The 22,307-nt window shown below is 72.2% G+C and carries 21 protein-coding genes; 15 read left to right on the top strand and 6 right to left on the bottom strand.

Annotated features, from left to right (window positions below):
- Positions 1–67: 67 nt before the first annotated feature.
- Positions 68–1,609 carry an MFS transporter gene (locus DEJ33_RS14785; RefSeq protein ID WP_111079124.1) on the bottom strand — a complete coding sequence of 514 codons (1,542 nt, stop codon included), beginning with the start codon at positions 1,607–1,609 and terminating at the stop codon, positions 68–70.
- A gap of 159 nt (positions 1,610–1,768) precedes the next feature.
- Between DEJ33_RS14785 and DEJ33_RS14780 the strand changes: the two genes are divergently transcribed.
- Positions 1,769–2,428: a TetR/AcrR family transcriptional regulator gene (locus tag DEJ33_RS14780; RefSeq protein ID WP_111195385.1), complete on the top strand. Its 660-nt coding sequence runs from the start codon at positions 1,769–1,771 to the stop codon at positions 2,426–2,428.
- Between the two features lie 12 nt (positions 2,429–2,440).
- On the opposite strand, the gene DEJ33_RS14775 is transcribed toward DEJ33_RS14780, so the two are convergent.
- Entirely contained in the window at positions 2,441–4,072 is a 1,632-nt protein-coding gene (locus tag DEJ33_RS14775; RefSeq protein ID WP_181437321.1) for a phospholipid carrier-dependent glycosyltransferase, read from the bottom strand.
- A 78-nt stretch (positions 4,073–4,150) separates the two neighbouring features.
- Here DEJ33_RS14775 and rsmI point away from each other — a divergent pair, with 78 nt between their 5' ends.
- From rsmI to rsmA, 4 genes are all read left to right on the top strand, one after another.
- Positions 4,151–4,972, top strand: a complete 822-nt coding sequence (gene rsmI, locus DEJ33_RS14770; RefSeq protein ID WP_111079127.1) for a 16S rRNA (cytidine(1402)-2'-O)-methyltransferase — start codon at positions 4,151–4,153, stop codon at positions 4,970–4,972.
- Positions 4,973–5,095: 123 nt separating this feature from the next.
- Complete coding sequence (gene metG / locus DEJ33_RS14765; protein WP_111079128.1) at positions 5,096–6,673, top strand: methionine--tRNA ligase; 1,578 nt, start codon at positions 5,096–5,098, stop codon at positions 6,671–6,673.
- Positions 6,670–7,593 (top strand): TatD family hydrolase, encoded by a 924-nt coding sequence (locus tag DEJ33_RS14760; RefSeq protein ID WP_110904663.1) that lies wholly within the window; start codon positions 6,670–6,672, stop codon positions 7,591–7,593. The genes metG and DEJ33_RS14760 overlap by 4 nt, the downstream gene beginning before the upstream one ends.
- A 2-nt stretch (positions 7,594–7,595) precedes the next feature.
- Positions 7,596–8,471 (top strand): 16S rRNA (adenine(1518)-N(6)/adenine(1519)-N(6))-dimethyltransferase RsmA, encoded by an 876-nt coding sequence (gene rsmA / locus DEJ33_RS14755; RefSeq protein WP_110904662.1) that lies wholly within the window; start codon positions 7,596–7,598, stop codon positions 8,469–8,471.
- Between the two features lie 103 nt (positions 8,472–8,574).
- On the opposite strand, the gene DEJ33_RS14750 is transcribed toward rsmA, so the two are convergent.
- Positions 8,575–9,315, bottom strand: a complete 741-nt coding sequence (locus tag DEJ33_RS14750; RefSeq protein WP_111079129.1) for an SDR family oxidoreductase — start codon at positions 9,313–9,315, stop codon at positions 8,575–8,577.
- A gap of 101 nt (positions 9,316–9,416) precedes the next feature.
- Here DEJ33_RS14750 and DEJ33_RS14745 point away from each other — a divergent pair, with 101 nt between their 5' ends.
- The 5 genes from DEJ33_RS14745 (at position 9,417) to DEJ33_RS14725 (ending at position 14,885) form a co-directional block, all read left to right on the top strand.
- Complete coding sequence (locus tag DEJ33_RS14745; protein ID WP_111079130.1) at positions 9,417–10,274, top strand: helix-turn-helix transcriptional regulator; 858 nt, start codon at positions 9,417–9,419, stop codon at positions 10,272–10,274.
- Positions 10,275–10,433: 159 nt separating this feature from the next.
- On the top strand, positions 10,434–11,462 hold the full coding sequence (locus DEJ33_RS14740; protein WP_111079131.1) for a RimK family alpha-L-glutamate ligase: 1,029 nt from the start codon (positions 10,434–10,436) through the stop codon (positions 11,460–11,462).
- A 106-nt stretch (positions 11,463–11,568) separates the two neighbouring features.
- Entirely contained in the window at positions 11,569–12,615 is a 1,047-nt protein-coding gene (locus tag DEJ33_RS14735; protein ID WP_111043999.1) for an LLM class flavin-dependent oxidoreductase, read from the top strand.
- The gene (locus tag DEJ33_RS14730) at positions 12,615–13,943 is read left to right on the top strand and encodes an O-acetylhomoserine aminocarboxypropyltransferase/cysteine synthase family protein (protein WP_111195383.1); all 1,329 of its coding nucleotides are present in this window, start codon (positions 12,615–12,617) and stop codon (positions 13,941–13,943) included. Before DEJ33_RS14735 ends, DEJ33_RS14730 begins: the two co-directional genes overlap by 1 nt.
- A gap of 9 nt (positions 13,944–13,952) precedes the next feature.
- Entirely contained in the window at positions 13,953–14,885 is a 933-nt protein-coding gene (locus DEJ33_RS14725; RefSeq protein WP_111195382.1) for a 4-(cytidine 5'-diphospho)-2-C-methyl-D-erythritol kinase, read from the top strand.
- A gap of 16 nt (positions 14,886–14,901) precedes the next feature.
- Here DEJ33_RS14725 and DEJ33_RS14720 read toward each other — a convergent pair whose 3' ends face one another.
- Positions 14,902–16,554: a glycosyltransferase family 39 protein gene (locus DEJ33_RS14720; protein WP_181437320.1), complete on the bottom strand. Its 1,653-nt coding sequence runs from the start codon at positions 16,552–16,554 to the stop codon at positions 14,902–14,904.
- 108 nt (positions 16,555–16,662) lie between these two features.
- On the opposite strand from DEJ33_RS14720, the gene DEJ33_RS14715 reads away from it, so the two are divergent.
- From DEJ33_RS14715 to DEJ33_RS14695, 5 genes are all read left to right on the top strand, one after another.
- On the top strand, positions 16,663–17,073 hold the full coding sequence (locus DEJ33_RS14715) for a molybdopterin-binding protein (RefSeq protein WP_110904653.1): 411 nt from the start codon (positions 16,663–16,665) through the stop codon (positions 17,071–17,073).
- Entirely contained in the window at positions 17,070–18,167 is a 1,098-nt protein-coding gene (locus tag DEJ33_RS14710) for a ThiF family adenylyltransferase (RefSeq protein WP_111195380.1), read from the top strand. Before DEJ33_RS14715 ends, DEJ33_RS14710 begins: the two co-directional genes overlap by 4 nt.
- 70 nt (positions 18,168–18,237) lie before the next feature.
- The gene (gene modA, locus DEJ33_RS14705; RefSeq protein ID WP_111195379.1) at positions 18,238–19,041 is read left to right on the top strand and encodes a molybdate ABC transporter substrate-binding protein; all 804 of its coding nucleotides are present in this window, start codon (positions 18,238–18,240) and stop codon (positions 19,039–19,041) included.
- A gap of 98 nt (positions 19,042–19,139) precedes the next feature.
- Complete coding sequence (locus tag DEJ33_RS14700; protein WP_111195378.1) at positions 19,140–19,910, top strand: ABC transporter permease; 771 nt, start codon at positions 19,140–19,142, stop codon at positions 19,908–19,910.
- On the top strand, positions 19,907–21,001 hold the full coding sequence (locus tag DEJ33_RS14695) for an ABC transporter ATP-binding protein (protein ID WP_111195377.1): 1,095 nt from the start codon (positions 19,907–19,909) through the stop codon (positions 20,999–21,001). Before DEJ33_RS14700 ends, DEJ33_RS14695 begins: the two co-directional genes overlap by 4 nt.
- A 16-nt stretch (positions 21,002–21,017) precedes the next feature.
- Here DEJ33_RS14695 and DEJ33_RS14690 read toward each other — a convergent pair whose 3' ends face one another.
- Together DEJ33_RS14690 and moaA are read right to left on the bottom strand one after the other, a co-directional pair.
- Entirely contained in the window at positions 21,018–21,257 is a 240-nt protein-coding gene (locus tag DEJ33_RS14690) for a MoaD/ThiS family protein (RefSeq protein ID WP_220034493.1), read from the bottom strand.
- A gap of 5 nt (positions 21,258–21,262) precedes the next feature.
- Positions 21,263–22,303 carry a GTP 3',8-cyclase MoaA gene (gene moaA / locus DEJ33_RS14685; protein ID WP_111195393.1) on the bottom strand — a complete coding sequence of 347 codons (1,041 nt, stop codon included), beginning with the start codon at positions 22,301–22,303 and terminating at the stop codon, positions 21,263–21,265.
- Positions 22,304–22,307 lie beyond the last annotated feature (4 nt).

Genomic DNA, 22,307 nt, shown 5'->3' with positions numbered 1-22,307 from the left:
CTTGCAACAGCCGGACGCCGGACGCCACCGCGGTGACCTGCGGTGGCGTCCGGCGTGGTCGTGCTGGTCAGTGCGCGGCGGTCGGGACGCTGCCCGTCACGCCGGACCCGGCACGGGCGAGACGATCGAGACGGACGGACTGCCGGTTGATGAGCAGGCCGCTCGCGATCGCCACGATCAACAGGACCCCGGCCGAGATCGCGAACGCAGCGTGGTAGCCGTCGAGCGTGGCCTGCGCCTGCTGGAGCTTCGTCGGCGCGGCGGACAGACCGGAGAGGCTGTTCTCGACGACGTTCGCGAAGATCGTCGACAGCAGCGCGGTGCCGATCGAGCCACCGATCTGCTGCATCGTGTTCACCGTTGCCGATGCCACACCGGCGTCCGAACGGGCGACCCCGGTCGTCGCGGTGTTCATCGCGGACGAGAAGATCGTGCCCATGCCGAGACCGATCACGATGAGCGCCGGCAGGACTGTGCCCGCGTAGGAGCTGTCGAGGTCGGTGCGCAGGAGGAGCAGGAGCCCGGTGGCGGCGACGAGGGCTCCGGCGAAGATCAGGACCTTCGGGCCGACGCGGGGCAGCAGGCGTCCGCCGATCTGTGTGGCGGACAGCATGATCGACAGCGGCATCGGCAGGAACGCCAGGCCGGTCTGCAGCGCCGAGAAGCCGAGGGTCTGCTCGAGGTAGTAGGTCAGGAACAGGAAGATGCCGAACATGCCGATCGCGACCAGGCCGATGGCGACGAACGAACCACCGCGGTCACGGTCGAGGATGACGCGCAAGGGGAGCAGCGGGTGCGCGACGCGGGTCTCGATCACCACGAAGGCCGCGATCAGCAGCACACCGCCGGCGAGCATGCCGATCGTGAGCGGGGCGTCCCAACCGTTGGTCTCGGCGTTCGAGAAGCCGTAGACCACACCGACCAGGCCGGCGGTGATCGTGATGACCCCGGCGATGTCGATGCGCGGACGCTCGACCTTCGGCGGCTTCGCCATGAAGACGATCGCGCCGATGACGCCGAGGATCGCGAACACGACGTTCACGTAGAGGCACCAGCGCCACGAGGCGTACTCGGTGAGCACGCCGCCGAGCAGCAGGCCGATCGCGGCACCGGAGCCGGCGATGGAGCCGAAGATGCCGAACGCACGACCGCGCTCCTTGGGGTCACGGAAGGTCGTGGTGAGCATGCCCAGGGCGGACGGGGCGAGCAGCGCGCCGAAGACGCCCTGCAGGGCGCGGGCGGCGACGAGGAGCCCGAACGAGTCGGCGAGGCCGCCGAGCACCGACGCGACGGCGAAGCCGACCAGGCCGATGATGAAGGTGTTCTTGCGGCCGAAGAGGTCACCGAGACGACCGCCCAGGAGCAGGAGCGAGCCGAAGGCCAGCGAGTACGCCGTGACGATCCACTGACGCTGGTCGGTGGCGAACCCGAGGTCCTGCTGCGCCGAGGGCAGCGCGATGTTCACGATGGTGGCGTCCAGGACGACCATGAGCTGGGCGAGGGCGATGACCGCGAGTGCGATCCATCGGTGGTCGGTCCGGGCCGGGGTGGGGCCCGCGGTCGTCGGCGTCGCTCCTGTGGGAGCGGGCGCGGTCTGTTCTGCCGTCACGACAGCCTCCTTCTCGAAGGATGGAAGAGGAGGGGCGCGCGCCGTCGGGCGTCCCGGAGAAGAGTGAAGCGGATGCACTGCATCCGCTTGCGGTAACTGTAGCCCAAAACGGAGTCACCGCATCCGCTTGTTCCCAGAAAGTCCGATTATGTTCGTTCTGTGAGCACCACCGGACCCGCCGCCGATCTCGATCGCCCCCTGCGCGCCGACGCGGCGCGGAACCGCGAACTGATCCTGCAGACGGCGCGGAAGTGCTTCGCGGAACGCGGCATCTCGGTCACCCTCAACGACATCGCGCACGAGGCCGGAGTGGGCGTCGGCACCGTCTACCGGCGCTTCGCGGACAAGGACTCGCTGATCGAGGCCCTCCTCGCGACGAAGTTCGAGGCGATGAACGCCGCCGCCGCCCGCGCTGCCGACGAGATCGACCCGCGCGAGTCCCTCCGTCTCTACCTGATGGGCGTGTTCGCCTTCCGAGCGCGGGACCGCGCCCTGGCCGACGCCATCGTCCGTGCCGGCAAGGCCCGCCCGTCGATCGTGCAGGAGCGCGACCGCCTGGAGCAGCAGGTGTCCCGGATCATCGGCCGTGCGAAGGACGCCGGTGTGGTCCGTCCCGGCTTCGACTACCGCGACCTGCCGATGCTCACGACGATGATCGGTGCCGTGGCCGACGCCACCCGTGACTACGATCCCGACGCCTGGAAGCGCTACGCGCAGGTGCTGGTCGACGGCGTGCTCCCGCATGCCCAGCCGGACCAGCTGACCGGAGAGCCGCTGGACCGCGACGCCCTCGAGCGCGCGATGCAGACGCAGAACTGACCGGAGCCGCCGCTACAGCCAGCTGGGCAGCCAGTAGTGGGACCGGATGAAGTCCCACGGCGCCTGCATCGCCGACCACAGCGGGTACCAGTACGCCGACGCGAGCACCACGACGACCAGGTACACGCCGAGCCAGACCAGCGCCCGGGTCCGCCGTGGCCGCGGGTCGTCCCGCGAGCCGATCAGGTGCCCGATCACGGCCGCCAGCGCCATCACGAGGAAGGGCTCGAAGGCGATCGTGTAGAACTGGAAGACCGTCCGGTCCAGGTACATCAGCCACGGCAGGTAGCCCGCGGCGATGCCCATCAGGACGATGCCGTACTCCCACCGCCGCCGTGTGATGAGCAGCACGAGCAGCACCACGGCCGCGATGACCGAGGCGTACCAGATGAACGGGTTCGCGATCCCGGTGATCGCCGCCCCACAGCGGTCGGCCGCGCAGCCGTCCTGGCCCACGTTCGTGCCGACGTAGTACATCGACGTCGGCCGTTGCATGAGGAGCCAGAGCAGCGGGTTCGCCTGGTACGAGTGCGGCGTGTGCAGGCCGATGTTGAAGGCGTAGATCTCGCTCTGGTAGTGCCACCAGTTCTGCAGGCTGTCGGGCACCCAGGCGAGCAGGCCGGTCCAGCGCTGACCGCCGGTCCCGATCCAGTCGCGGTCCCAGCCGCCCCGGGTCAGGAACCAGCCAGCCCACGACGCCAGGTAGGTCGCGGCGGCGATCGGCACGGTCAGCAAGAAGGTCACCGGTGCCTGCTGCAGCGCGGCGCTCGAGGACCAGAAGGCCACCCCGGCGCGACGCCGCAGCAGCATGTCGCTGACCACGGAGTACACGGCGAAGAACGCCAGGAAGTACAGCCCGGTCCACTTCGTCGCGGTCGCGAGCCCGAGCGCGAGGCCCATCGCGACGAGCCAGGGGCGCCACCAGAGGACCGGACCCCAGAGCGTCGGTCGGCCGGCGGCGGCACGACGATCGACCCACCGGTCGAGTTGCCGGGCGGACCACCGTCGGTCGAGCAGCAGTGCGCCGAAGCCGAGCACGACGAAGAACGTGACGATGCCGTCGAGCAGCGACACCCGTGACATCACGATCGCCTGTCCGTCCACCGCCAGGAACCCGCCTGCCAGCGTGCCGATGAACGTGGACCGGAACAGGGAACGAGCGATCACCGCGGTGAGGAACACGGTGGCGATGCCGAGGACCGCGACGGTGAACCGCCACCCGAAGGCGTTGTCCGGCCCGAAGAGCAGCATGCCGAGGCCGATCAGGTACTTGCCGAGCGGTGGGTGCGCGATGAACTCGGCGGCACGCGAGTACAGGTCCGTCTGCCCGTCGGCGAAGCGGTCGTCCGTCGTCGGCGCACCGTCGCCCGTCGGGTTCGCCGGCCACGTGCCCTCGTACCCGAGGTGGACGAGGGACCAGCTGTCCTTGACGTAGTAGGTCTCGTCGAACACGAGCGAGTGCGGCCGGCCGAGGTCGACCAGCCGGAGCAGGGCAGCGAGCACGGTGACCGCGATCGGGCCACCCCATCGCCAGGCGGCGACCCGCCACCCGGCGGAGAGCACGCGGCCCCACCAGTCGTCGAGCCGCGAGCCACGCGGGACGTCCGGCACGGTCTTCTGCAGGTCGGCCAGGTCCGTGGTCACCCGCAGCATCCTACGGACGCGGCGCAGGTGTCGGCTGCGTCGTCCACAGGTCGCGGGTCCTGCGACGACAATGGGGTCGTGATCGTCCTCGCAGCAACCCCCATCGGCAACCTCGGTGATGCCTCCCGTCGACTCGTGGAGACGCTGTCGAACGCCTCCGTGGTGGCCGCCGAGGACACCAGGACCGCGATCCACCTGATGCGCGCACTGGGCATCGAGAACCGTCCGCGGCTCATCGCGCTGCACGAGCACAACGAGCGGGAGCGCGCGGCCGAGGTCGTCGAACTCGCCCGGGAGGACGACGTCGTCGTGCTCACCGACGCCGGCATGCCCGCCATCAGCGACCCCGGGTTCCCGCTCGTCGAGGCCGCCGCCGCCGCGGGCGTCACCGTGACCGCGGTCCCCGGCCCGAGCGCCGTCCTCACCGCGCTCGCGCTCTCCGGGCTGCCGACGGACCGCTTCACGTTCGAGGGCTTCCCGACCCGCAAGGCGGGGGAACGGCGACGGGTGTTCGCCGCACTGGCGGGGGAGCAGCGGACCATGGTCTTCTTCGAGTCGCCGCACCGGATCGCCGACACGCTCGGCGACATGGCCGCCGGGTTCGGCAGCGACCGGCGTGCCGCGGTCTGCCGCGAGCTCACCAAGATGCACGAGGAGATCCGTCGGGGCAGCCTCGCGGAGCTGACCGAGTGGGCGGCTGACGGCGTCCGCGGCGAGATCTGCGTCGTCGTCGCGGGGTCCACCGGATCGGGTGACGACGCCATGATCGAGGACGGCGTCCGCCTGGTCCTCGAACGCGTGGCCGCCGGCGCACGCATGAAGGAGGCCGCCGCAGCGGTCGCCGACGCGACCGGACTCTCCAAGCGCGACCTCTACGAGGGTGCGCTCGCCGCACGCTGACCGGACGCGACACCTGTCGGACGGGAGGCACGTGGGGACGCCGCCACGGGCCTCCCGTCCGGTTCTCCACAGGCCGCCCGGCAGCGCGTCACGGTGCTCGGGCGCGCCTCTAGGATGGTCCGCATGGCCGACGGCAGCTCGTTCTCGATCACCACGCCGATCTTCTACGTCAACGACGTGCCCCACATCGGGCACGCGTACACGGAGGTCGCCGCGGACGTCCTCGCGCGCTGGCACCGCCAGCGTGGGGACGACACCTGGCTGCTCACGGGCACCGACGAGCACGGGCAGAAGATCCTCCGCACCGCCTCGGCGAACGACGTCACGCCGAAGGAGTGGGCCGACCGCCTGGTCACCGACGCCTGGAAGCCGCTGCTCGACACGGTGGACGTGGCCAACGACGACTTCATCCGGACCACCGACGAGCGGCACGAGCGTGGCGTCACGGCGTTCCTGCAGAAGCTGTACGACGACGGCTTCATCTACGCCGGCGAGTTCGAGGGCTTCTACTGCGTCGGCTGCGAGGAGTACAAGCAGCCGAGCGACCTGGTCCCCGGCACCGGCCCGTACGAGGGTCAGCAGGTCTGCGCGATCCACTCCATCCCGGTGGAGGTCCTGGCCGAGCGCAACTACTTCTTCCGCATGTCCGACTTCGAGCAGCGTCTGCTCGACCTCTACGAGTCGAACCCGCAGTTCATCCAGCCGGAGAGCGTCCGCAACGAGATCGTCTCCTTCGTCAAGCAGGGGTTGCGCGACCTGTCGATCTCGCGGTCGAGCTTCGACTGGGGCATCCAGATCCCGTGGGACTCCGACCACGTCCTGTACGTCTGGTTCGACGCGCTGCTGAACTACATCACCGCACTGGGGTACGGCACCGAGGACGACGAAGCCTTCCAGCGCCTCTGGCCGAGCGTGCACATCGTCGGCAAGGACATCGCCCGCTTCCACGCCGTCATCTGGCCGGCGATGCTGATGGCGGCCGGGCTCCCGGTCCCCGAGCGTGTCTTCGGCCACGGCTGGCTGCTCGTCGGCGGCGAGAAGATGTCGAAGTCGAAGCTGACGGGCATCGCCCCGAGCGAGATCACCGACACGTTCGGCTCCGACGCCTTCCGGTACTACTTCCTCCGGGCGATCACCTTCGGGCAGGACGGTAACTTCAGCTGGGAGGACATCTCGGCGCGGTACCAGGCGGAGCTCGCCAACGGGTTCGGGAACCTGGCCTCCCGCATCGTCGCGATGCTCAACCGCTACTTCGACGGCGCCGTCCCCGAGCGGGGCGAGCTGACCGGGTCCGACGCAGCGATCGACGCCCTCGCGCAGGAGGTCACCGAACGGGCCGACGCCGCGATCGCCGCGTTCGCACCGCACGACGCGATCAGCACCGTCTGGGAGCTCGTGGACGCCCTGAACGGCTACATCACCGAGCAGGAGCCCTGGGCCCTCGCGAAGGACGACGCGCAGCGTGAGCGCCTCGCGACCGTGCTCGTCACCGCACTGCGGGGACTCGGGACCGTGGCCGTGCTCGTGTCCCCGGTGATGCCGAAGGCGACCGAGAAGCTCTGGGCCTCGATCGGCGCCGGTGGCTCGATCGCTGAGCAGCGCATCGACCGCGCCTGGGAGTGGCAGGGGTCCGAGACGGTGACGCCGCTCGCCGCCGGGCTCTTCCCGCGCATCGAGCAGCCGGAGCAGGGCGCCGCGTGACCGACGCGCACGTCCGTGCCCGCGGCGGCGACGGCGGCGGGCAGAAGCGGGACCTGACGTACCCGCCGCTGCCGCAGGCCCTCACCGTCCCGGTGTACGACAACCACACCCACATGGAGATCGCCGACGGTGTCGGGGACGGCGGCGACGGTCCGCTCGACTACCGGGAGCACCTCGACCGCGCGTCGAGCGTCGGTGTCCGCGGTGTCGTGCAGGTCGGCACGGACCTGGCCACCTCACGGTGGTCGGCATCGATCGCAGCACGGGAGCCCCGGGTCCTCGCCGCGGTGGCCCTGCACCCGAACGAAGCCCCGGTCCTCGACGAGCAGGGGCTGCTCGACGAGCACCTCGCCGGTATCGCCGAGCTCGCGGCCCTGCCCCGGGTGCGGGCGATCGGGGAGACCGGGCTCGACTTCTTCCGCACCGGTGACGACGGCCGGGCGGCACAGATCCGCTCCTTCGAAGAGCACATCCGCATCGCGAAGGACCACGACCTCGCGCTGACCATCCACGACCGTGACGCCCACGACGCCGTGGTCGAGGTCCTCGAGCGCGTCGGCGCACCCGAGCGCACCGTCTTCCACTGCTTCTCGGGCGGCCCGGAGCTCGCGCGCCTGTGCGCCGAGCGCGGCTGGTACATGTCGTTCGCCGGCACCGTGACGTTCAAGAACGCGCAGAACCTGCGGGACGCACTGCACGTCGCCCCGCGCCACCTGATCATGATCGAGACGGACGCGCCGTTCCTCACCCCGACGCCGTTCCGCGGCCGGCCGAACGCGCCGTACCTGATCCCGCACACGCTCCGGTCGATGGCCGAGACGCTGGGGACCGACGCCTCGATGCTCGCGGCGCAGATCACCTCGAACACGGAACTCGTCTACGGCGCGTGGGACGCCGAACCCGTCACGGTGGTGCAGTAGCCGTGGGCGCGCTCCTCGGCCCGGCGGAGATCCGGGAACTCGCGGCGACGCTCGACGTCACCCCCACCAAGAAGCTCGGCCAGAACTTCGTGCACGACGCCAACACCGTCCGGCGCATCGTGTCGATCGCCGGTGTCACGCCGCAGTCGAAGGTGCTCGAGGTCGGACCGGGGCTCGGGTCGTTGACGCTCGGCCTCACCGAGACCGGTGCTCCGGTCACCGCCGTCGAGATCGACGCCCGGCTCGCAGCGCACCTGCCGACGACCGTCTCCGCGATGCAGCCCGACGCCCGCCTGACGGTGGTCCACCAGGACGCCATGCAGGTCTCCGCCGAGGACCTGCCCGTCCTGCCGACGCACCTCGTCGCGAACCTGCCGTACAACGTGTCCGTACCGGTGCTGCTGCACCTGCTCGCGACCTTCCCGTCCCTCGTCCGCTCGCTGGTGATGGTGCAGGCCGAGGTCGGCTACCGCCTGGCCGCCGACCCGGGCAGCAAGGTCTACGGATCCCCGAGCGTCAAGGCCGCCTGGTACGGGTCGTGGCGCATCGCCGGGCAGGTCAGTCGGCAGGTCTTCTGGCCGGTGCCGAACGTCGACAGCGTCCTGGTCGGGTTCGACCGACACGAGCCGCCGGGCGACGAACAGCTCCGTTCTCGGGTGTTCACCCTGGTCGACGCGGCGTTCCAGCAGCGCCGGAAGATGCTCCGCCAGGCACTCTCCGGTGTCCTGGGGGGCAGTGCGCATGCGTCCGAGGTCCTCGAAGCCGCGGGCATCGCGCCGACGGCGCGTGGCGAAGAGCTCGGGGTCGACGACTTCGTGCGCCTCGGCCGGACCGTCCTCGCTGCAGCGGGGGGCGCCGCGGCCGACACGACCGCCTGACAGCCGGTCAGCGGACGGACGCGCCCCGAGCCTCCAGGGCGGCAACGACCGTGTCCGGATCGCTGCAGCGGAACCGGAGCGCGCGCTTGCCGGGAGCAGGCTGTCAGTGATCGCGTCCAGCCATCATCTCGAGGATCTGCTGGTGGTTCCCGTTGCGCTCCGCCCATCGCAGCGGCTGGACGTTCTGCACGAGGATCTCGGGAGCGGCACCGGACTCGATGAGACCCGCCACCTCGTCGATGAACGCGTCGAGCGGCATCCCGCCGAAGTCCTGGCCGCCCATCAGGTCGGTCGCGACCGCGGGCGGCGCGAGCTCGAGCACCTGGACCGACGAACCGACGAGCTGCTGTCGGAGTGCCTGCGTGTACGAGTGCACGCCGGCCTTCGTGGCGTTGTAGGTCGGCGTCGCGGTGAGCGGGACGAACGCCAGGCCGGACGACACGGTCATGACCGTGGCGCTGGGACGGCCGAGCAGGTGCGGCAGGAAGGCGTCGATCAGCCGGATCGTGCCGACCAGGTTGGTCTCGATGGTCTCGACGGCGTCGGAGATGTGTCCCGGGTCACGGAGGTCCTCGTTCCGCATGATCCCCGACATCGTCACGAGGGTGTCGAGTGCGGGGTAGGTCCCGAGGACGGTCTCGGCGGCCTGCCGGATCGACTCCGCGTCGGCGACGTCGATGTGCACGGTGCCCAAGCCGTGTTCGGTGGCGATGGAGTCGAGGAGGGCCTGCCGACGGCCGCCGATGACGACGGTGCTACCGGCCTGCTGCAGGCGGAGCGCGAGTGCCAGGCCGATGCCCGAGGTCGCGCCGGGGATGAAGACGGTGCTGTTCGTGATGTCCATGACCACCACGATGCGCCGTCCCGGCCGAGGCAACCAGAGCGTGGTCATCGGGGGACCGGCGATCCCTGGCTCCGAGCGCGCCGACGCAGCAGACTGGGCGCATGGACCGTGCTGCCCTCGCCGACTTCCTCCGCCGCCGTCGGGAGATGCTCCGACCGGAGGACGTCGGGATCGGGGCCGGCGCTCGACGGCGGACCCCGGGCCTCCGTCGTGAGGAGGTCGCGGCCCAGGCCGGCATGTCGGTCGACTACTACACGCGGCTCGAGCAGCAGCGTGGCCCGCAGCCGTCCGAGCAGATGGTCGCGGCGATCGCCCGTGCCCTCCGTTGCTCGCTCGACGAACGGGACCACCTGTTCCACCTGGCAGGGCAGAACGCACCGGTCCGGATGCACCGCGCCGACCACGTCGACCCCGCGATCCTCCGCGTGCTCGACCGGTTGGCGGACACCCCCGCGATCGTCGTCAACCACCTGGGCGAGACGCTCGTCGAGAACCCGTTGGCGGCGGCGCTCCTCGGCACTTCCGTCGGGCTGGCCGGCAACGAGCGCTACCAGGCCTGGCGGTGGTTCGTCACCGGCACCGAGCGGGCGAAGTACGCGCCGGAGCAGCACGAACGTCTGGGGCGGGTCGTCGTGGCCTCGCTCCGTGCGGCCATCGGCCTCGCCGGACCAGGTGACCGTCGCGCGACCGAGCTCATCGCGGAGCTCGAACGGCGGAGCCCCGAGTTCGCCGCGCTGTGGGCACTGCACGAGGTGGCGACCCGCTGGTCGGACAACAAGACGATCGTGCAGCCCGAGCTCGGGCGGATCACCGTCGACTGCCAGGTGCTGCACACGGACGACCAGGCGCAGGCGCTGCTGCTCTTCACGGCTCCTGCAGGCAGCGAGGACGCGCAGAAGCTCGAGCTCCTCGGGGTCGTCGGCCAGCAGACCTTCGACGCCTCACCAGCGCCGCGATGAACTGATATGCTGGCGATGCAGGATGCCTCCGGGCCTCCCGCGCCCAGCCAACGCCCCGCCCAGTGCGGGGCGTTGCGTCGTGCGGCAGCAGTGTGGTGCGCATGCAACACCGCGTCACACGCCTGGCAGATGCGGGGACACCGTGCCTAGGGTGGAGCGGTGAGCACTCCGCGCGTGTACGTCATCCACGAGAACCCCGAGTGGTTCCCGCCGCTCGCCGCCGCCTTCGAGGCCGAGGGCGTCCCGGTGCAGGAGGTCCTCCTGACCGAGGGGCAGATCGACCTCGGGGCCGAACCGGAGCCGGGCGTCTACTGGAGTCGCATGTCGGCGAGCAGCCACACCCGTGGGCACGAGCACAGCAAGGAGTACACCCGGGCGCTGCTCGGATGGCTCGAGCGTGCCGGACGCCAGGTGGTCGGCGGCAGCCACGTCCTCGAGCTCGAGGTGTCGAAGGTCTCGCAGCACGGGTTGCTCCGCGCCGCGGGCTTCGACGTGCCCCGCACGACGGCGGTCTTCGGCACGACGACGCTCAAGCAGTCCGCGGCGACCTTCACGGGCGGCCAGGACGTCCCGTTCATCACGAAGCACAACCAGGGCGGCAAGGGCCTCGGCGTTCGCCGCTTCGACTCCCTCGCCGAGTTCGACGCCTACGTCGACAGCCCCGAGTTCGAGGCGCCGGTCGACGGCATCACGCTGCTGCAGGAGTACCTGACCGCGCGTGAGCCGTTCATCACGCGCGCCGAGTTCGTCGGCGGCGAGTTCGTCTACGCGGTCCGCGTCGACACGAGCGCCGGCAGCTTCGAGCTCTGCCCCGCGGACGCGTGCGCTGTGCCGTCCGGAGAGAACGGGCCGCAGGTCATCGCCGGCGCGGTGTGCGAGGTCCCCGGCACCGACGGCGCCACCGTGACGGCGGACACGTTCTCCGTCCGCTCCGAGGTGACCGCCGAGCACCCGCTCGTCCAGCAGCTGCGGGGCTTCCTCGCGGACCAGCGGATCCAGATCGCGGGGGTCGAGTTCATGGAGACCACCGACGGGCGCACCGTCGTGTACGACATCAACACGAACACGAACTACAACCCCGCCGTCGAGGCGGTCGCGCCGGCCTCCGGCCCGCGCTCCATCGCCCGGTTCCTCGGCGGCCTGTTGGACGCGGAGTACGCGGCGACAGCCGCACCGACGCACGCCTGACCACGCGGCCCGCACCGTCCCGACCACCCACCGGACGGGAGGCGCGCCCCACCACCCGGGGCGAGCCTCCCGTCCGTCCCTCCTCACCACCCAAGGAACCCACCCCGTGCGATTCGGATACTGGACCCCGCTCTTCGGCGGCTGGCTGCGCAACGTCGACGACGAGCAGATGCCGGTCACGTTCGACTACGTGAAGCTCCTGGCGCAGCGCGCCGAGCGGATCGGGTTCGACCTGACCCTCGTGCCGGAGCTGAACCTCAACGACATCAAGGGCGTCGCGGCGCCGAGCCTCGAGGCGTGGGCACTGGCGGCGGCGATCGCGGCAACCACCGAACGCCTGGAGATCATGGCGGCGATGCGTCCCGGGTACCACCTGCCCGCGGTGACGGCGAAGCAGGCGGCCACGATCGACGACATCTCCGGCGGCCGCTTCACCTTCAACGTGGTGAGCGCCTGGTGGGCGGAAGAGGCCCGTCAGTACGGCGGCATCTTCTCCGAGCACGACGACCGGTACAAGCGCACCGCGGAGTTCGTCGAGGTCATGAAGGGGATGTGGCGGGAGACGCCGTACTCCTTCCACGGCGAGTACTACGACGTCGAGAACGCGCACCTGGAGCCGAAACCGCGCGTCACCCCGCGCATCTACGCCGGCGGCGAGAGTGAGGCCGGCAAGGCGAGCATCACGCACTACGCGGACGCCTACGTGACCCACGGCGGCACCGTCGAGGAGCTCCGGAACAAGATCGCCGAGATGCGTCGTCGCCGCGAGGACGCCGGCCTGCCGCCGTTCGAGGCGTTCGGGATGGCCGCGTACGCGATCGTGCGGGAGACCGAGGAAGAGGCCCAGGCCGAGCTCGCGCGCATCACCGATGTCCAGCACGGCAAGGCGTACGAGTCGTACCAGGACTTCATCTCGAAGTCGCAACTCGAGCACGTCCCCTCGCTCGAGGACTACTCGGTGTCGAACCGGGGGCTCCGGCCGCAGTTCGTCGGCACGCCGGAGCAGGTCGCCGCGCGGATCCGCGAGTACGAGGACGCGGGCGTCGACACGCTGCTGCTGCAGTTCTCGCCGCAGCTCGAGGAGATGGAGCGCTTCGGCGAGCAGGTCATCCCGCTCGTCCGCGCCGCGGTGCCTGCCGAGACCGTGTCCTGATGGCCGTCGAGGACGACTGGGCGTTCGAGACCCGGCAGATCCGGGCGGGCTTCAAGTCCGATCCCGGTTTCGGCGGGAACGTGCCGCCGATCGCGCAGACCGCGGCCTTCGTGTACCCGTCCGGCGAGGACGCGGCCGACCGGTTCCTGCTGAACGCGCCCGGGCACACGTACTCCCGGGTGAACAACCCGTCGGCTGCGGCGCTGGAGCGTCGGATCGCCGACCTCGAGGGCGGTGTCGCCGCCCTGGCGCTCGCGTCCGGGCAGGCGGCCACGTCGTTGGCGGTGCTCGGCCTCGCGCGGGCCGGGGACCACATCGTCTCGAGCGCGTCGCTGTACGGCGCGACCTACACGCTCTTCGCGTCCACGCTCAAGGACCTGGGCATCGCGTTCACCTTCGTGCAGGACCCCACGGACCTGGACGAGTGGGCCGCCGCCGTCCGCCCCGAGACGCGGGCCTTCTTCGGCGAGTCGATCCCGAACCCGCGCGGCGACGTCCTGGACTTCGCCGGGGTGGCCGGGGTCGCCCACGACGCCGGGGTCCCGCTCATCGTCGACAACACGATCGCGACCCCGTACCTCGTCCGGCCGATCGAGCACGGCGCGGACATCGTGGTGCACTCCGCGACGAAGTACCTCGCCGGGCACGGCAGTGCGATCGCAGGACTCATCGTCGACGCCGGCTCGTTCGACTGGGCGGCACACCCGACGAAGTACCCGCAGCTGGCGACGACCGAGCACTCCGGATTCGCGGGCACGAACTTCGCCGAGAAGTTCGGGCGGCGCGCGTTCATCCAGCGCACCCGGTCGAAGCTGTCGGCGGACCTCGGCCCGGCGATCGCCCCGTTCACCGCGTTCCTGGTGCTGCAGGGCATCCAGACCCTGTCGCTCCGCATGGACCGACACGTCTCGAACGCGGCCACGGTGGCGTCCTGGCTCGACACGCACGAGCAGGTCGAGCACGTGCACTACGCCGGACTGCCGAGCTCCCCGTGGCACCACCTGCAGCAGCGGTACGTGCCGAAGGGGCCGTCGAGCGTCCTGGCGTTCGACCTGGCCGGCGGCGTGGAGGCCGGGCGGCGCTTCGTCTCGGCACTGGAGCTCTTCGACCACGTCTCGAACATCGGCGACGTCCGTTCCCTGGTCGTGCACCCGGCGTCGACCACCCACGTGCAGATGACCCCGTCGGAGCGTGCCGCAGCGGGCGTCGGCGAGGGGCTCATCCGTCTGTCGATCGGCCTGGAACACGTCGACGACGTCATCGCGGACCTGCGCCGTGGGTTCGCCGCGGCGGGCGACGCGACGGGAGCCCGACCCGGACGGGGATAGGTTGGTCGCATGACGTCGACGCCCGCTCCGGATCGGGTGCGGACGCGCGCACCGGGCAAGATCAACGTCCACCTGTCCGTCGGCGCCCTGCAGGACGACGGGTACCACGACATCGCCACCGCGTACCAGGCGGTGTCCCTGTACGAGGACGTCACGGCCGAGCGCGCCGACGACTTCTCGGTCCGGTTCACCGGTCCGATCGACACGTCGTCGGTGCCGACGGACGACACGAACCTGGCGATCCGCGCCGCCCGTCTGGTCGCCCGCACGGCGGGCCACCGCGGCGGCGTGCACCTGACCATCGACAAGCAGGTCCCGGTCGCCGGCGGCATGGGTGGTGGCTCGGCGGACGCCGCCGCGACCCTCCTGGCCGTCGACACCCTGTGGGGAACGGGCCTCGGGCGGGACGAACTGCTGCGTCTGGCGGCCGAGCTCGGTGCCGACGTGCCGTTCGCCTTCGCCGGCGGTACCGCCGTCGGGACCGGTCGTGGCGACGAGCTCAGCCCGGCGCTGGCGAAGGGCGAGTTCCACTGGGTCCTGGCGCTCAGCGAGACCGGCCTGTCGACTCCGTCCGTGTACCGCGCGCTCGACGAGCACCGGGAGCGCTACCGCGCCGACATCTCGCCGGCGCCGCGCACCCCCGTGGTCGAGGCGCAGGTCCTGCAGGCGCTCCGTGTCGGCGACGCCGAACTGCTCGCCGAGAACCTGCACAACGACCTGCAGGCCCCCGCGATGCGCCTGCAGCCGGCCCTGGCGGAGACGCTGGAGTTGGGGGAGCGCTCCGGTGCCCTCGCCGGCCTGGTGTCGGGCAGCGGGCCGACGGTGGCGTTCCTCGTGCCGGACCGCGACGCGGCACTCGAGGTGCAGGTGGCGCTGAGCGCCTCCGGGTTCGTGGCACTGCGGGCGAACGGCCCCGTGCACGGCGCCCGCGTCCTGCACTGACGGCGGCCGGCACGCGTCAGGAGCGGACGAACTCCGTCATGATGACCTTGCCGGTCTGCCAGTTGTGCGCGGGACGGAACCCGCGCTCCGCGAGCACGGCCTTCAGCTCGGGCCGGATCGTGCGTGAGGTGCCGCCGACGTACCAGACGGTGTCGATGTCACCGAGGCGCGCGGGGACGGTCGAGGCGAGGTCGGCGTTCCGGTTCCAGAGCACGCCCTGGTCGGCCCCCTTCGTGCCGACGGCCAGGTCGGTGAGGCCGGCGAACGCCTCCGGGTACGAGACCTTGATGATCTCCGCCGTCGTGGTCGGATGCCGGTAGACGCTGCCGAAGACGACGCCCTCGTTCGCGCTCGGACGCGCCGCCCGCTCAGCGCTGACGATCGAGGCCGCCTGCGCCCAGGTCGATCCGGACTTCGCCTCCGGCCCCTTCACGGTCACGGCGGTGGGGACCGACAGGACGACGAGCGCGGCGACGGCCACCGAGAGCAGTGCCTTCGGTCGGATCATCGTCAGCGCGAGCGCGATGAGCACCGCCACGAACGGCAGGCTCAGGGACGCGTACTTGGGGGAGTAGAGCCGCTCACCCAGCGCGGTCGCGAGCAGGAGGACCGTGGTCGGGACGACGACCAGGGGGAGCGCCACGCGGACGGCCTGGGCCCGAAGCACTGCCCGTGCCGATGGCACCCGCTGGCGCACCTGCACCAGGGCGGTGACGACGCCGACGACCATGAGCGTCCACGCCATCGCCGCGTACGGGTCGGAGGCACCGAACCACGCCGTCGAGAAGACCTGCCCGAACGTGCTGGCGCTGATGCCCTTGATCCACCCGACCTGCTTCGCCTGTGACGACACCACGACGACGAACGGCGCGACGACCACGGCTGCGAGGCCCGCGGCGGCGGCCCACCGGACGAGCACGCCACGCGAGACGAGCGGGGGACCCGGCGTCCGGCCGGTCCGCGAGACGGTGGCCCGTCGGAGGTCGTGCCGTTCGGCGAGCAGGGTCCAGGCGAGTGCCACGGCATGGGCGACGACCGCGAGCGAGAGGTACACGTTGAACGCGACGGCGACGACGGCGAGCACGCCGTAGGCGCCCCACCACCCGGTCGCACGTCCGTGGCGGCTGCGGCGGAGCGCGGTCAGGCCGACCAGTGTCAGGCAGACCGAGAGGGTCGTGATCGTGGCGTAGGGCCGACCCTCGGTGCCGGCCCACTGCACGCGGGGCAGCAGCAGGAACACGATGCCGGCCGTGATGCCGAGCCGCTTGCCACCGATCCGGCGGCCGAGCGCGACCACGAGGGCGGCGGCGACGCCGATCGCGAGCGCGCTCGGCAGACGCAGCGTGAAGGGGGTGTAGCCGACCAGCCAGAACCAGGCGTGGACGACCGCGTAGTACAGACCGTGCACGGCGTCGACCGTGTGCAGCTCGGCCCACAGCTGCGGCCAGGAACGCTGCGCGCTGGTGACGGTCGCGGCCTCGTCGTACCAGAGCGACGGCACCCACGAGAAGGCCGCGGCGACGACGACGCCGAGGGCCCCGACGGTGAGTTCCGGGGTGCGGACCGCGGCGGTCGTGGCGGCCGAGACGGCACCGCGGAGCCCGGCACGGACCGGCACGTGGCGGACCGCGTGCGGGACGCCGATGCTGCCGGTACGGGGGGAACTCACGCCGGAGACGGTACCGAGCGCCGCTGGACGGGAACCCGACATCGGCCCCTCCGAGGCGGTGAGTGTCCACAAGCCGAGGGTCGGTGATCCACAGTTAAGGTCGTCGTCATGACGCAGCTCCGGATCCGTGACGCAGCGACGTACCTCGGGGTCAGTGACGACACCGTGCGCCGTCTCGTCGAGGGCAGCACCTTCACCCGCGCGACCGACGCCGTCGGACGGGCGGTCGTCGACGGGCGGGAGCTCGCCGAGTACGCCCGGTCGCGCGGCGACCAGCTCGCCGACCCCTCGGGGGTTCGCAGCTCGGCGCGCAACCGCTTCGTCGGCATCGTGACGGGGCTCGTCGTGGACACCGTGATGGCCCAGGTCGAGCTGCAGTGCGGCCCGCACCGTGTCGTCTCCCTGATGAGCTCGGAGGCGGTCCGCGACCTCGGGCTCGAGATCGGTTCGGTCGCCGTGGCCTCGGTCAAGGCGACGATGGTGACGGTCGAGACACCCAGCCCGGAGGAGGCGCCGTGAGCACGCCCGTCAGCACCGCGCGACGACGACTGGGTTCGCGGACGGCCGCGCTCGCCGGGTCCGGCCCCGACGTCCTCGAACGCCTCGGTCGTGCGCGGGTGCTGGTCGTCGGGGCGGGCGGGCTCGGTGCGCCCGTCGTCTCCTACCTGGCCGGCAGCGGGCTCGGTCGCCTGACGATCGTCGACGACGACGTCGTGGACGGCTCGAACCTCGCCCGACAGACGCTCTTCACGACCGCGGACGTCGGTGTGGCGAAGGCCGAGGTCGCCGCTGCCCGTGCGCGCGCGGTCGACCCCGAGCTCGACGTCGTCGCGGTCGTCGGACGCTTCCGGCCGGAACACGTCGCCGGGCACGACGTCGTGGTCGACGCGGCCGACGCGGTGGACGTGACGCGGGCGATCTCGGACGCGTGCGCCCCGCTCGGCATCCCGTTCGTCTGGGGCACCGTGCTCTCGTACGACGGCCAGGTCTCGGTCTTCCGCGATGCCGGGGACGACGGTGTCGACTTCCACGACCTGCACCCGGAGGTCCTGCCCGACGAGGGCTCGTGTGCGATCGACGGCGTGCTGCCGGCGCTCTGCGGAGCGGTGGGGTCGGTGATGGCCGCACAGGTGACGGCCCTCGTCGCCGGGCTCGGCGAACCGCTGCTCGGCCGGCTCCTCACGGTGGACGCGCGACGGTGGCGCTGGATCGAGAGCCCGATCCGACGTGGGCCGGCGTCGCGACGTCCCACGGGCCTCCCGGCCGGAGCGGCCGGAGCGGCCGGAGCGGCCGGAGCGGCCGGAGCGGACGGCGCCGGCGGCACGAGCGGTGCTGCGCCGCGCATCGCGCCCGCGGCCCTCGCCGCCCGCCTGGCCGACCCGACCGACAGCCTGACCCTGGTCGACGTCCGCACCCCGGCGGAGTGGGCCACCGGCGTCATCGCGGGGTCCGTGCACGCGGACGCCGCCCTGCCGGTCGGGGACGTCGTCGTCACCTGCGCACGCGGGCCGCGGGCCGACGCGTGGGCGCGGACGATCGGGAGGCCCGTCACCGTCCTCGACGGCGGCGTCGATGCGTGGCGCCGTGAGGGGTTGCCCCTCGCATTCCCGTGAACCGCTGCTGCGGGTAAGATCGCTGCGAACGACCGCACCTGCGGATCCGACCGGCGCTCGAGGAGGCACCATGCGACAGCCCGTGCGGTCGACGGCCGTCCTGGCCGCCGGAGCGCTGCTGGCCCTGGCGCTCGGCGGCTGCGCGAGCACTCCGGCGAGCGGCGGACCCGGCACGAGCGCGACGTCGAACGCCGCCCCGTCCGGCTCGATCACGGTCTTCGCCGCGGCGTCGCTGCAGCGCACCTTCACCACCCTCGGACACGACTTCGAGCAGGCGCACCCGGGCACCACCGTGACGTCCTCGTTCGCCGGGTCGAGCGACCTGGTCTCCCAGATCCGGAACGGTGCCCCCGCGGACGTCATCGCATCGGCCGACCAGGCCACCACGGCGGAGCTCGGGAAGCAGCGCCTGGCCAGTGGTTCGCCGCGGGACTTCGCGACGAACACCCTCGAGATCGCCGTCGCCCCCGGCAACCCGCACCACATCCGGGGCCTGGCGGACCTCGACGACCCCGGCGTGCAGCTCGTGACCTGCGCCGCCCCGGTGCCGTGCGGGGCCGCGACGCTCGCGGTCGAGCGCTCGAGCGGCGTCGACCTGCACCCGGTCAGCGAGGAGCAGTCCGTCACCGACGTCCTCGGCAAGGTGCGCTCGGGCCAGGCCGACGCCGGCATCGTCTACCGCACGGACGTGCAGGGTGCGGGCCGCGACGTCACCGGGGTGCCGTTCGCGGCCGCGGACGACGCGGTCAACACCTACCCGATCAGCGTCCTGCGCGACGCGGCGAACCCCGTCCTCGCCCGGTCGTTCACGGCGTACGTCCTGTCCTCGGCGGGGCAGCGGACCCTGCGCGACGCCGGCTTCGGGAAGCCCTGACCCCCGTGCCCCCGGCAGAGCGAGTCATCACCCGACGCGGCCGCAGCACACGACGCGGCTCCGGCACCGGACGCGCTCGGCCGACGGCCCGCGGTCCGGTGCCGTGGTGGCTGCCGGTCCCCGCGGTGCTCGGCGGCCTGTTCGTCGTCGTCCCGGTGCTCGCGATGGTCGGCCGGGTGCAGTGGGGCTCCTTCGTCGCGCTGGTGACCTCGCCCGCGTCGCTGACCGCGCTCGGCCTGAGCCTCGGCACGGCGACCGCGGCGACCGGCATCGCCTTCGTCCTCGGCTACCCGCTGGCGGTGCTGTTCGCCCGGTCACGCTCCCGGTGGACCGGGGTGGCGCGCGCGGTGGTCCTCCTGCCGCTGGTCCTGCCGCCGGTGGTCGGCGGCCTGGCGCTGCTCGCGGCGTTCGGCCGGCTCGGCGTCGTCGGGGCGTTCCTCGACGAGCACGGGCTGCGGATCGCGTTCACCACGGCGGCGGTCGTGATCGCGCAGACGTTCGTCGCGATGCCGTTCCTGGTCTCCTCGATCGAGGGGGCGCTCCGTGTCGAGGGGGACCGGTACGAGCGGGTCGCGGCCACCCTCGGCGCCGGACCGACCCGCACCTTCCTCACGGTCACGACCCCTCGGGTGCTGCCGGGCATCACGGCCGGCCTGGTCCTCTGCTTCGCCCGCGCCCTCGGTGAGTTCGGCGCGACCCTGACGTTCGCGGGCAGCCTGCAGGGCGTGACCCGGACCCTCCCGCTCGAGGTGTACCTGCAGCGCGAGATCGACCCGGACAGGGCGGTCGCACTCGCACTGGTGCTCGTCGTCGTCGCGGTGCTCGTGATCGGCCTGGCCTCGGTCCGGACCCGCGGAGCCGCGCTGTGACCGCCGCACACACCGAGGCGGCCGGACTCGTCGCCCACGTCGTCCGTCACGACCGCGACGTCGACGTCGCCCTGACCGTCGGCCCGGCCGAGTGCGTGGCCCTGATCGGCCCGAACGGTGCCGGCAAGTCCACCGTCGTCGACGCCGTCGCCGGTCTGCTCGCCCTCGACGCCGGCGAGGTCCGCTCCGCCGGTCGACTGCTCGCCGACCCGGGCCGCAGCGTCCCCGCACACCGCCGCCGTGTCGGCCTGGTCGCCCAGCGACCGGACCTGTTCCCGCACCGCAGCGTCCTGGCGAACGTGGCCTTCGGGCCGCGGGCCGCCGGCCGCTCCGGTCGGGAGGCCCGCCTGACGGCCCGCCAGGCCCTGGCCGCCGTCGGGGTGGCCGACCTGGCAGACCGCGCCCCCGGGACGCTCTCGGGCGGTCAGGCCCAGCGCGTCGCGATCGCCCGTGCCCTGGCGGCGGACCCGGCGGTCGTCCTGCTCGACGAACCGACCTCGGCGCTCGACGTCGGCGCCCGGCAGGAGGTCCGGGCAGCCCTCCGCTCCGCCGTCGCCGGCCGACCGAGCCTGCTCGTCACGCACGACCCCGTCGAGGTGATGGCCCTCGCCGACCGGGTCGTCGTGCTCGAGGACGGCCGCGTGGTGGAGGAGGGGCGTCCCACCGATGTCCTCGCCCGACCGCGCAGTGCCTTCGCGGCGACGTTCTCCGGCCTCGTCGTCCTGCACGGCACGGCGACGTCGGACGGACTCGTGCTGGACCATCCCACGACGACGGACGGGACCGCGACCGGGGCCGCACCCGATGGCGGGGGCTCGCTGGCGTCGGGGACGCACGGCGTGCCTCCCGGCCGTGCCGTGTCGGCCGCGCACCACCCGACCGCCGCCCTCGTGACCCGCGCCGACCAGGACGGGACCGGGCTGCTGCGGACCGTGACCGGACTGGAGCCCCGCGACGGCCTCGTCCGGGTACGGGCCGGGGAACTCACGGCGGACCTGACGCTCGCCGCGGTCGCGGCGCTCGGGCTGACCCCTGGCCTGCGGGTCCGGGTGCGCGTGCCGCCGGCCGAACTCACCGTGTGGGAGCGATGACGGGCCCGGCGCGGACCTAGCCGCCGGCGAAGGGTGGCATGACGTCGACGATGCCGACGCCGACGAGCGAGGTCGACCGGTCGCGGGTGGTCACGCCGTCGACCAGGTAGGAGCAGCGCTCCTGGAGGGCGGCCCAGCGGGCCGCGTCCGCCGCGTCCACCTGCCGGAGGGCGTCGTCGAGCGAGTCGGCCGAGACGGTCGTCTCGTCGAGACCGACCGCGGCACGGGCGGCGGCGAAGAAGCGCAGCGTGGTCATGTCCGTCATCCGCCGATCGCGCTCATGCCACGGGTGGGGTGCACGAAGCCGTCGCTGTCGTCACCGTGGTCCCGGGGCTTCGCCCACATCGCCCGGCGCCACCGGTCGAGGACCACCGCGTCGTCGGCACCGGCACGCAGGGGGCCGAGCAGGTCGACCTCGTCGTCCGAGAACAGGCAGCTGCGGACGTGGCCGTCGGCGGTCAGGCGGGTGCGCGTGCAGTCGGCGCAGAACGACTCGGTGATGCTCGCGATGACACCGACCGTGCCGAGGTCCGCACCGGTCGCCCGGGAGCGGACGCGGTAGCGCTCGGCGGGGGCGCCGTTCCGCGGGGCCTCGTCGGGGGTCAGCTCGTACTCGGCGCCGAGGATCTCGCGGATCTGGACAGCGGTGATCATCGTCGACGCATCCCAGGCGTGCCCCGGGTCGAGGGGCATCTGCTCGATGAACCGCAGCTCGTGGCCACGCTCCAGGCACCAGGCCAGCAGTTCGGTCGCCAGGTGGTCGTTGACCCCGCGCATCAGGACCGCGTTGACCTTGACGCCGAGGCCGGCGTCCGCGGCCGCCGCGATGCCCTCGAGGACCCGGTCGAGGAACGGGCGGCGGGTCACCTCGGCGAAGACGTCCGGGTCGACGGTGTCGAGCGAGACGTTGAGCCGGTGCAGCCCCGCGGCGCGGAGGGCGGCGGCACGACCGGCGAGCCCGATCGCGTTCGTCGTCAGTGACAGTTCGAGGTCGGGGTGGGCTGCCGCGCTCCGGGCGATCACGTCGACCAGGTCCTTGCGGAGCAGCGGCTCGCCGCCGGTGAAGCGGACCTTGCGGATGCCGAGCTGCTCCGCGCCGAGGCCCACCAGGCGGGCGATCTCGTCCGCTGACATCAGCGCGGCGTCGGGTGCGAAGGGCAGGCCCTCCGCCGGCATGCAGTAGGTGCAGCGGAGGTTGCAGCGCTCGGTCAGGGAGACCCGGAGGTCGACGGCGGAGCGGCCGAACCGGTCGACCAGCCCGGGGTCGCCGGCGGGGCGTGGCGGGAGGTCGGTGCGGTCCAGGGGG

This window comes from Curtobacterium sp. MCPF17_047 (genome assembly GCF_003234045.1).
Taxonomy (GTDB): Bacteria; Actinomycetota; Actinomycetes; order Actinomycetales; family Microbacteriaceae; genus Curtobacterium.
Note: the sequence above shows the minus strand (reverse complement) of the source record. Positions and strands in the feature narration are given on the sequence as shown.

What these genes read in the sequence shown, in the direction of transcription:
- DEJ33_RS14725 (WP_111195382.1), top strand. Translation starts at nt 13,953, where the DNA reads ATGACGTCGACGCCCGCTCCGGATCGGGTGCGGACGCGCGCACCGGGC.
- metG (WP_111079128.1), top strand. Translation starts at nt 5,096, where the DNA reads ATGGCCGACGGCAGCTCGTTCTCGATCACCACGCCGATCTTCTACGTC.
- modA (WP_111195379.1), top strand. Translation starts at nt 18,238, where the DNA reads ATGCGACAGCCCGTGCGGTCGACGGCCGTCCTGGCCGCCGGAGCGCTG.
- DEJ33_RS14690 (WP_220034493.1), bottom strand. Translation starts at nt 21,257, where the DNA reads ATGACCACGCTGCGCTTCTTCGCCGCCGCCCGTGCCGCGGTCGGTCTC.
- DEJ33_RS14730 (WP_111195383.1), top strand. Translation starts at nt 12,615, where the DNA reads ATGGCCGTCGAGGACGACTGGGCGTTCGAGACCCGGCAGATCCGGGCG.
- DEJ33_RS14715 (WP_110904653.1), top strand. Translation starts at nt 16,663, where the DNA reads ATGACGCAGCTCCGGATCCGTGACGCAGCGACGTACCTCGGGGTCAGT.
- DEJ33_RS14750 (WP_111079129.1), bottom strand. Translation starts at nt 9,315, where the DNA reads ATGGACATCACGAACAGCACCGTCTTCATCCCCGGCGCGACCTCGGGC.
- DEJ33_RS14745 (WP_111079130.1), top strand. Translation starts at nt 9,417, where the DNA reads ATGGACCGTGCTGCCCTCGCCGACTTCCTCCGCCGCCGTCGGGAGATG.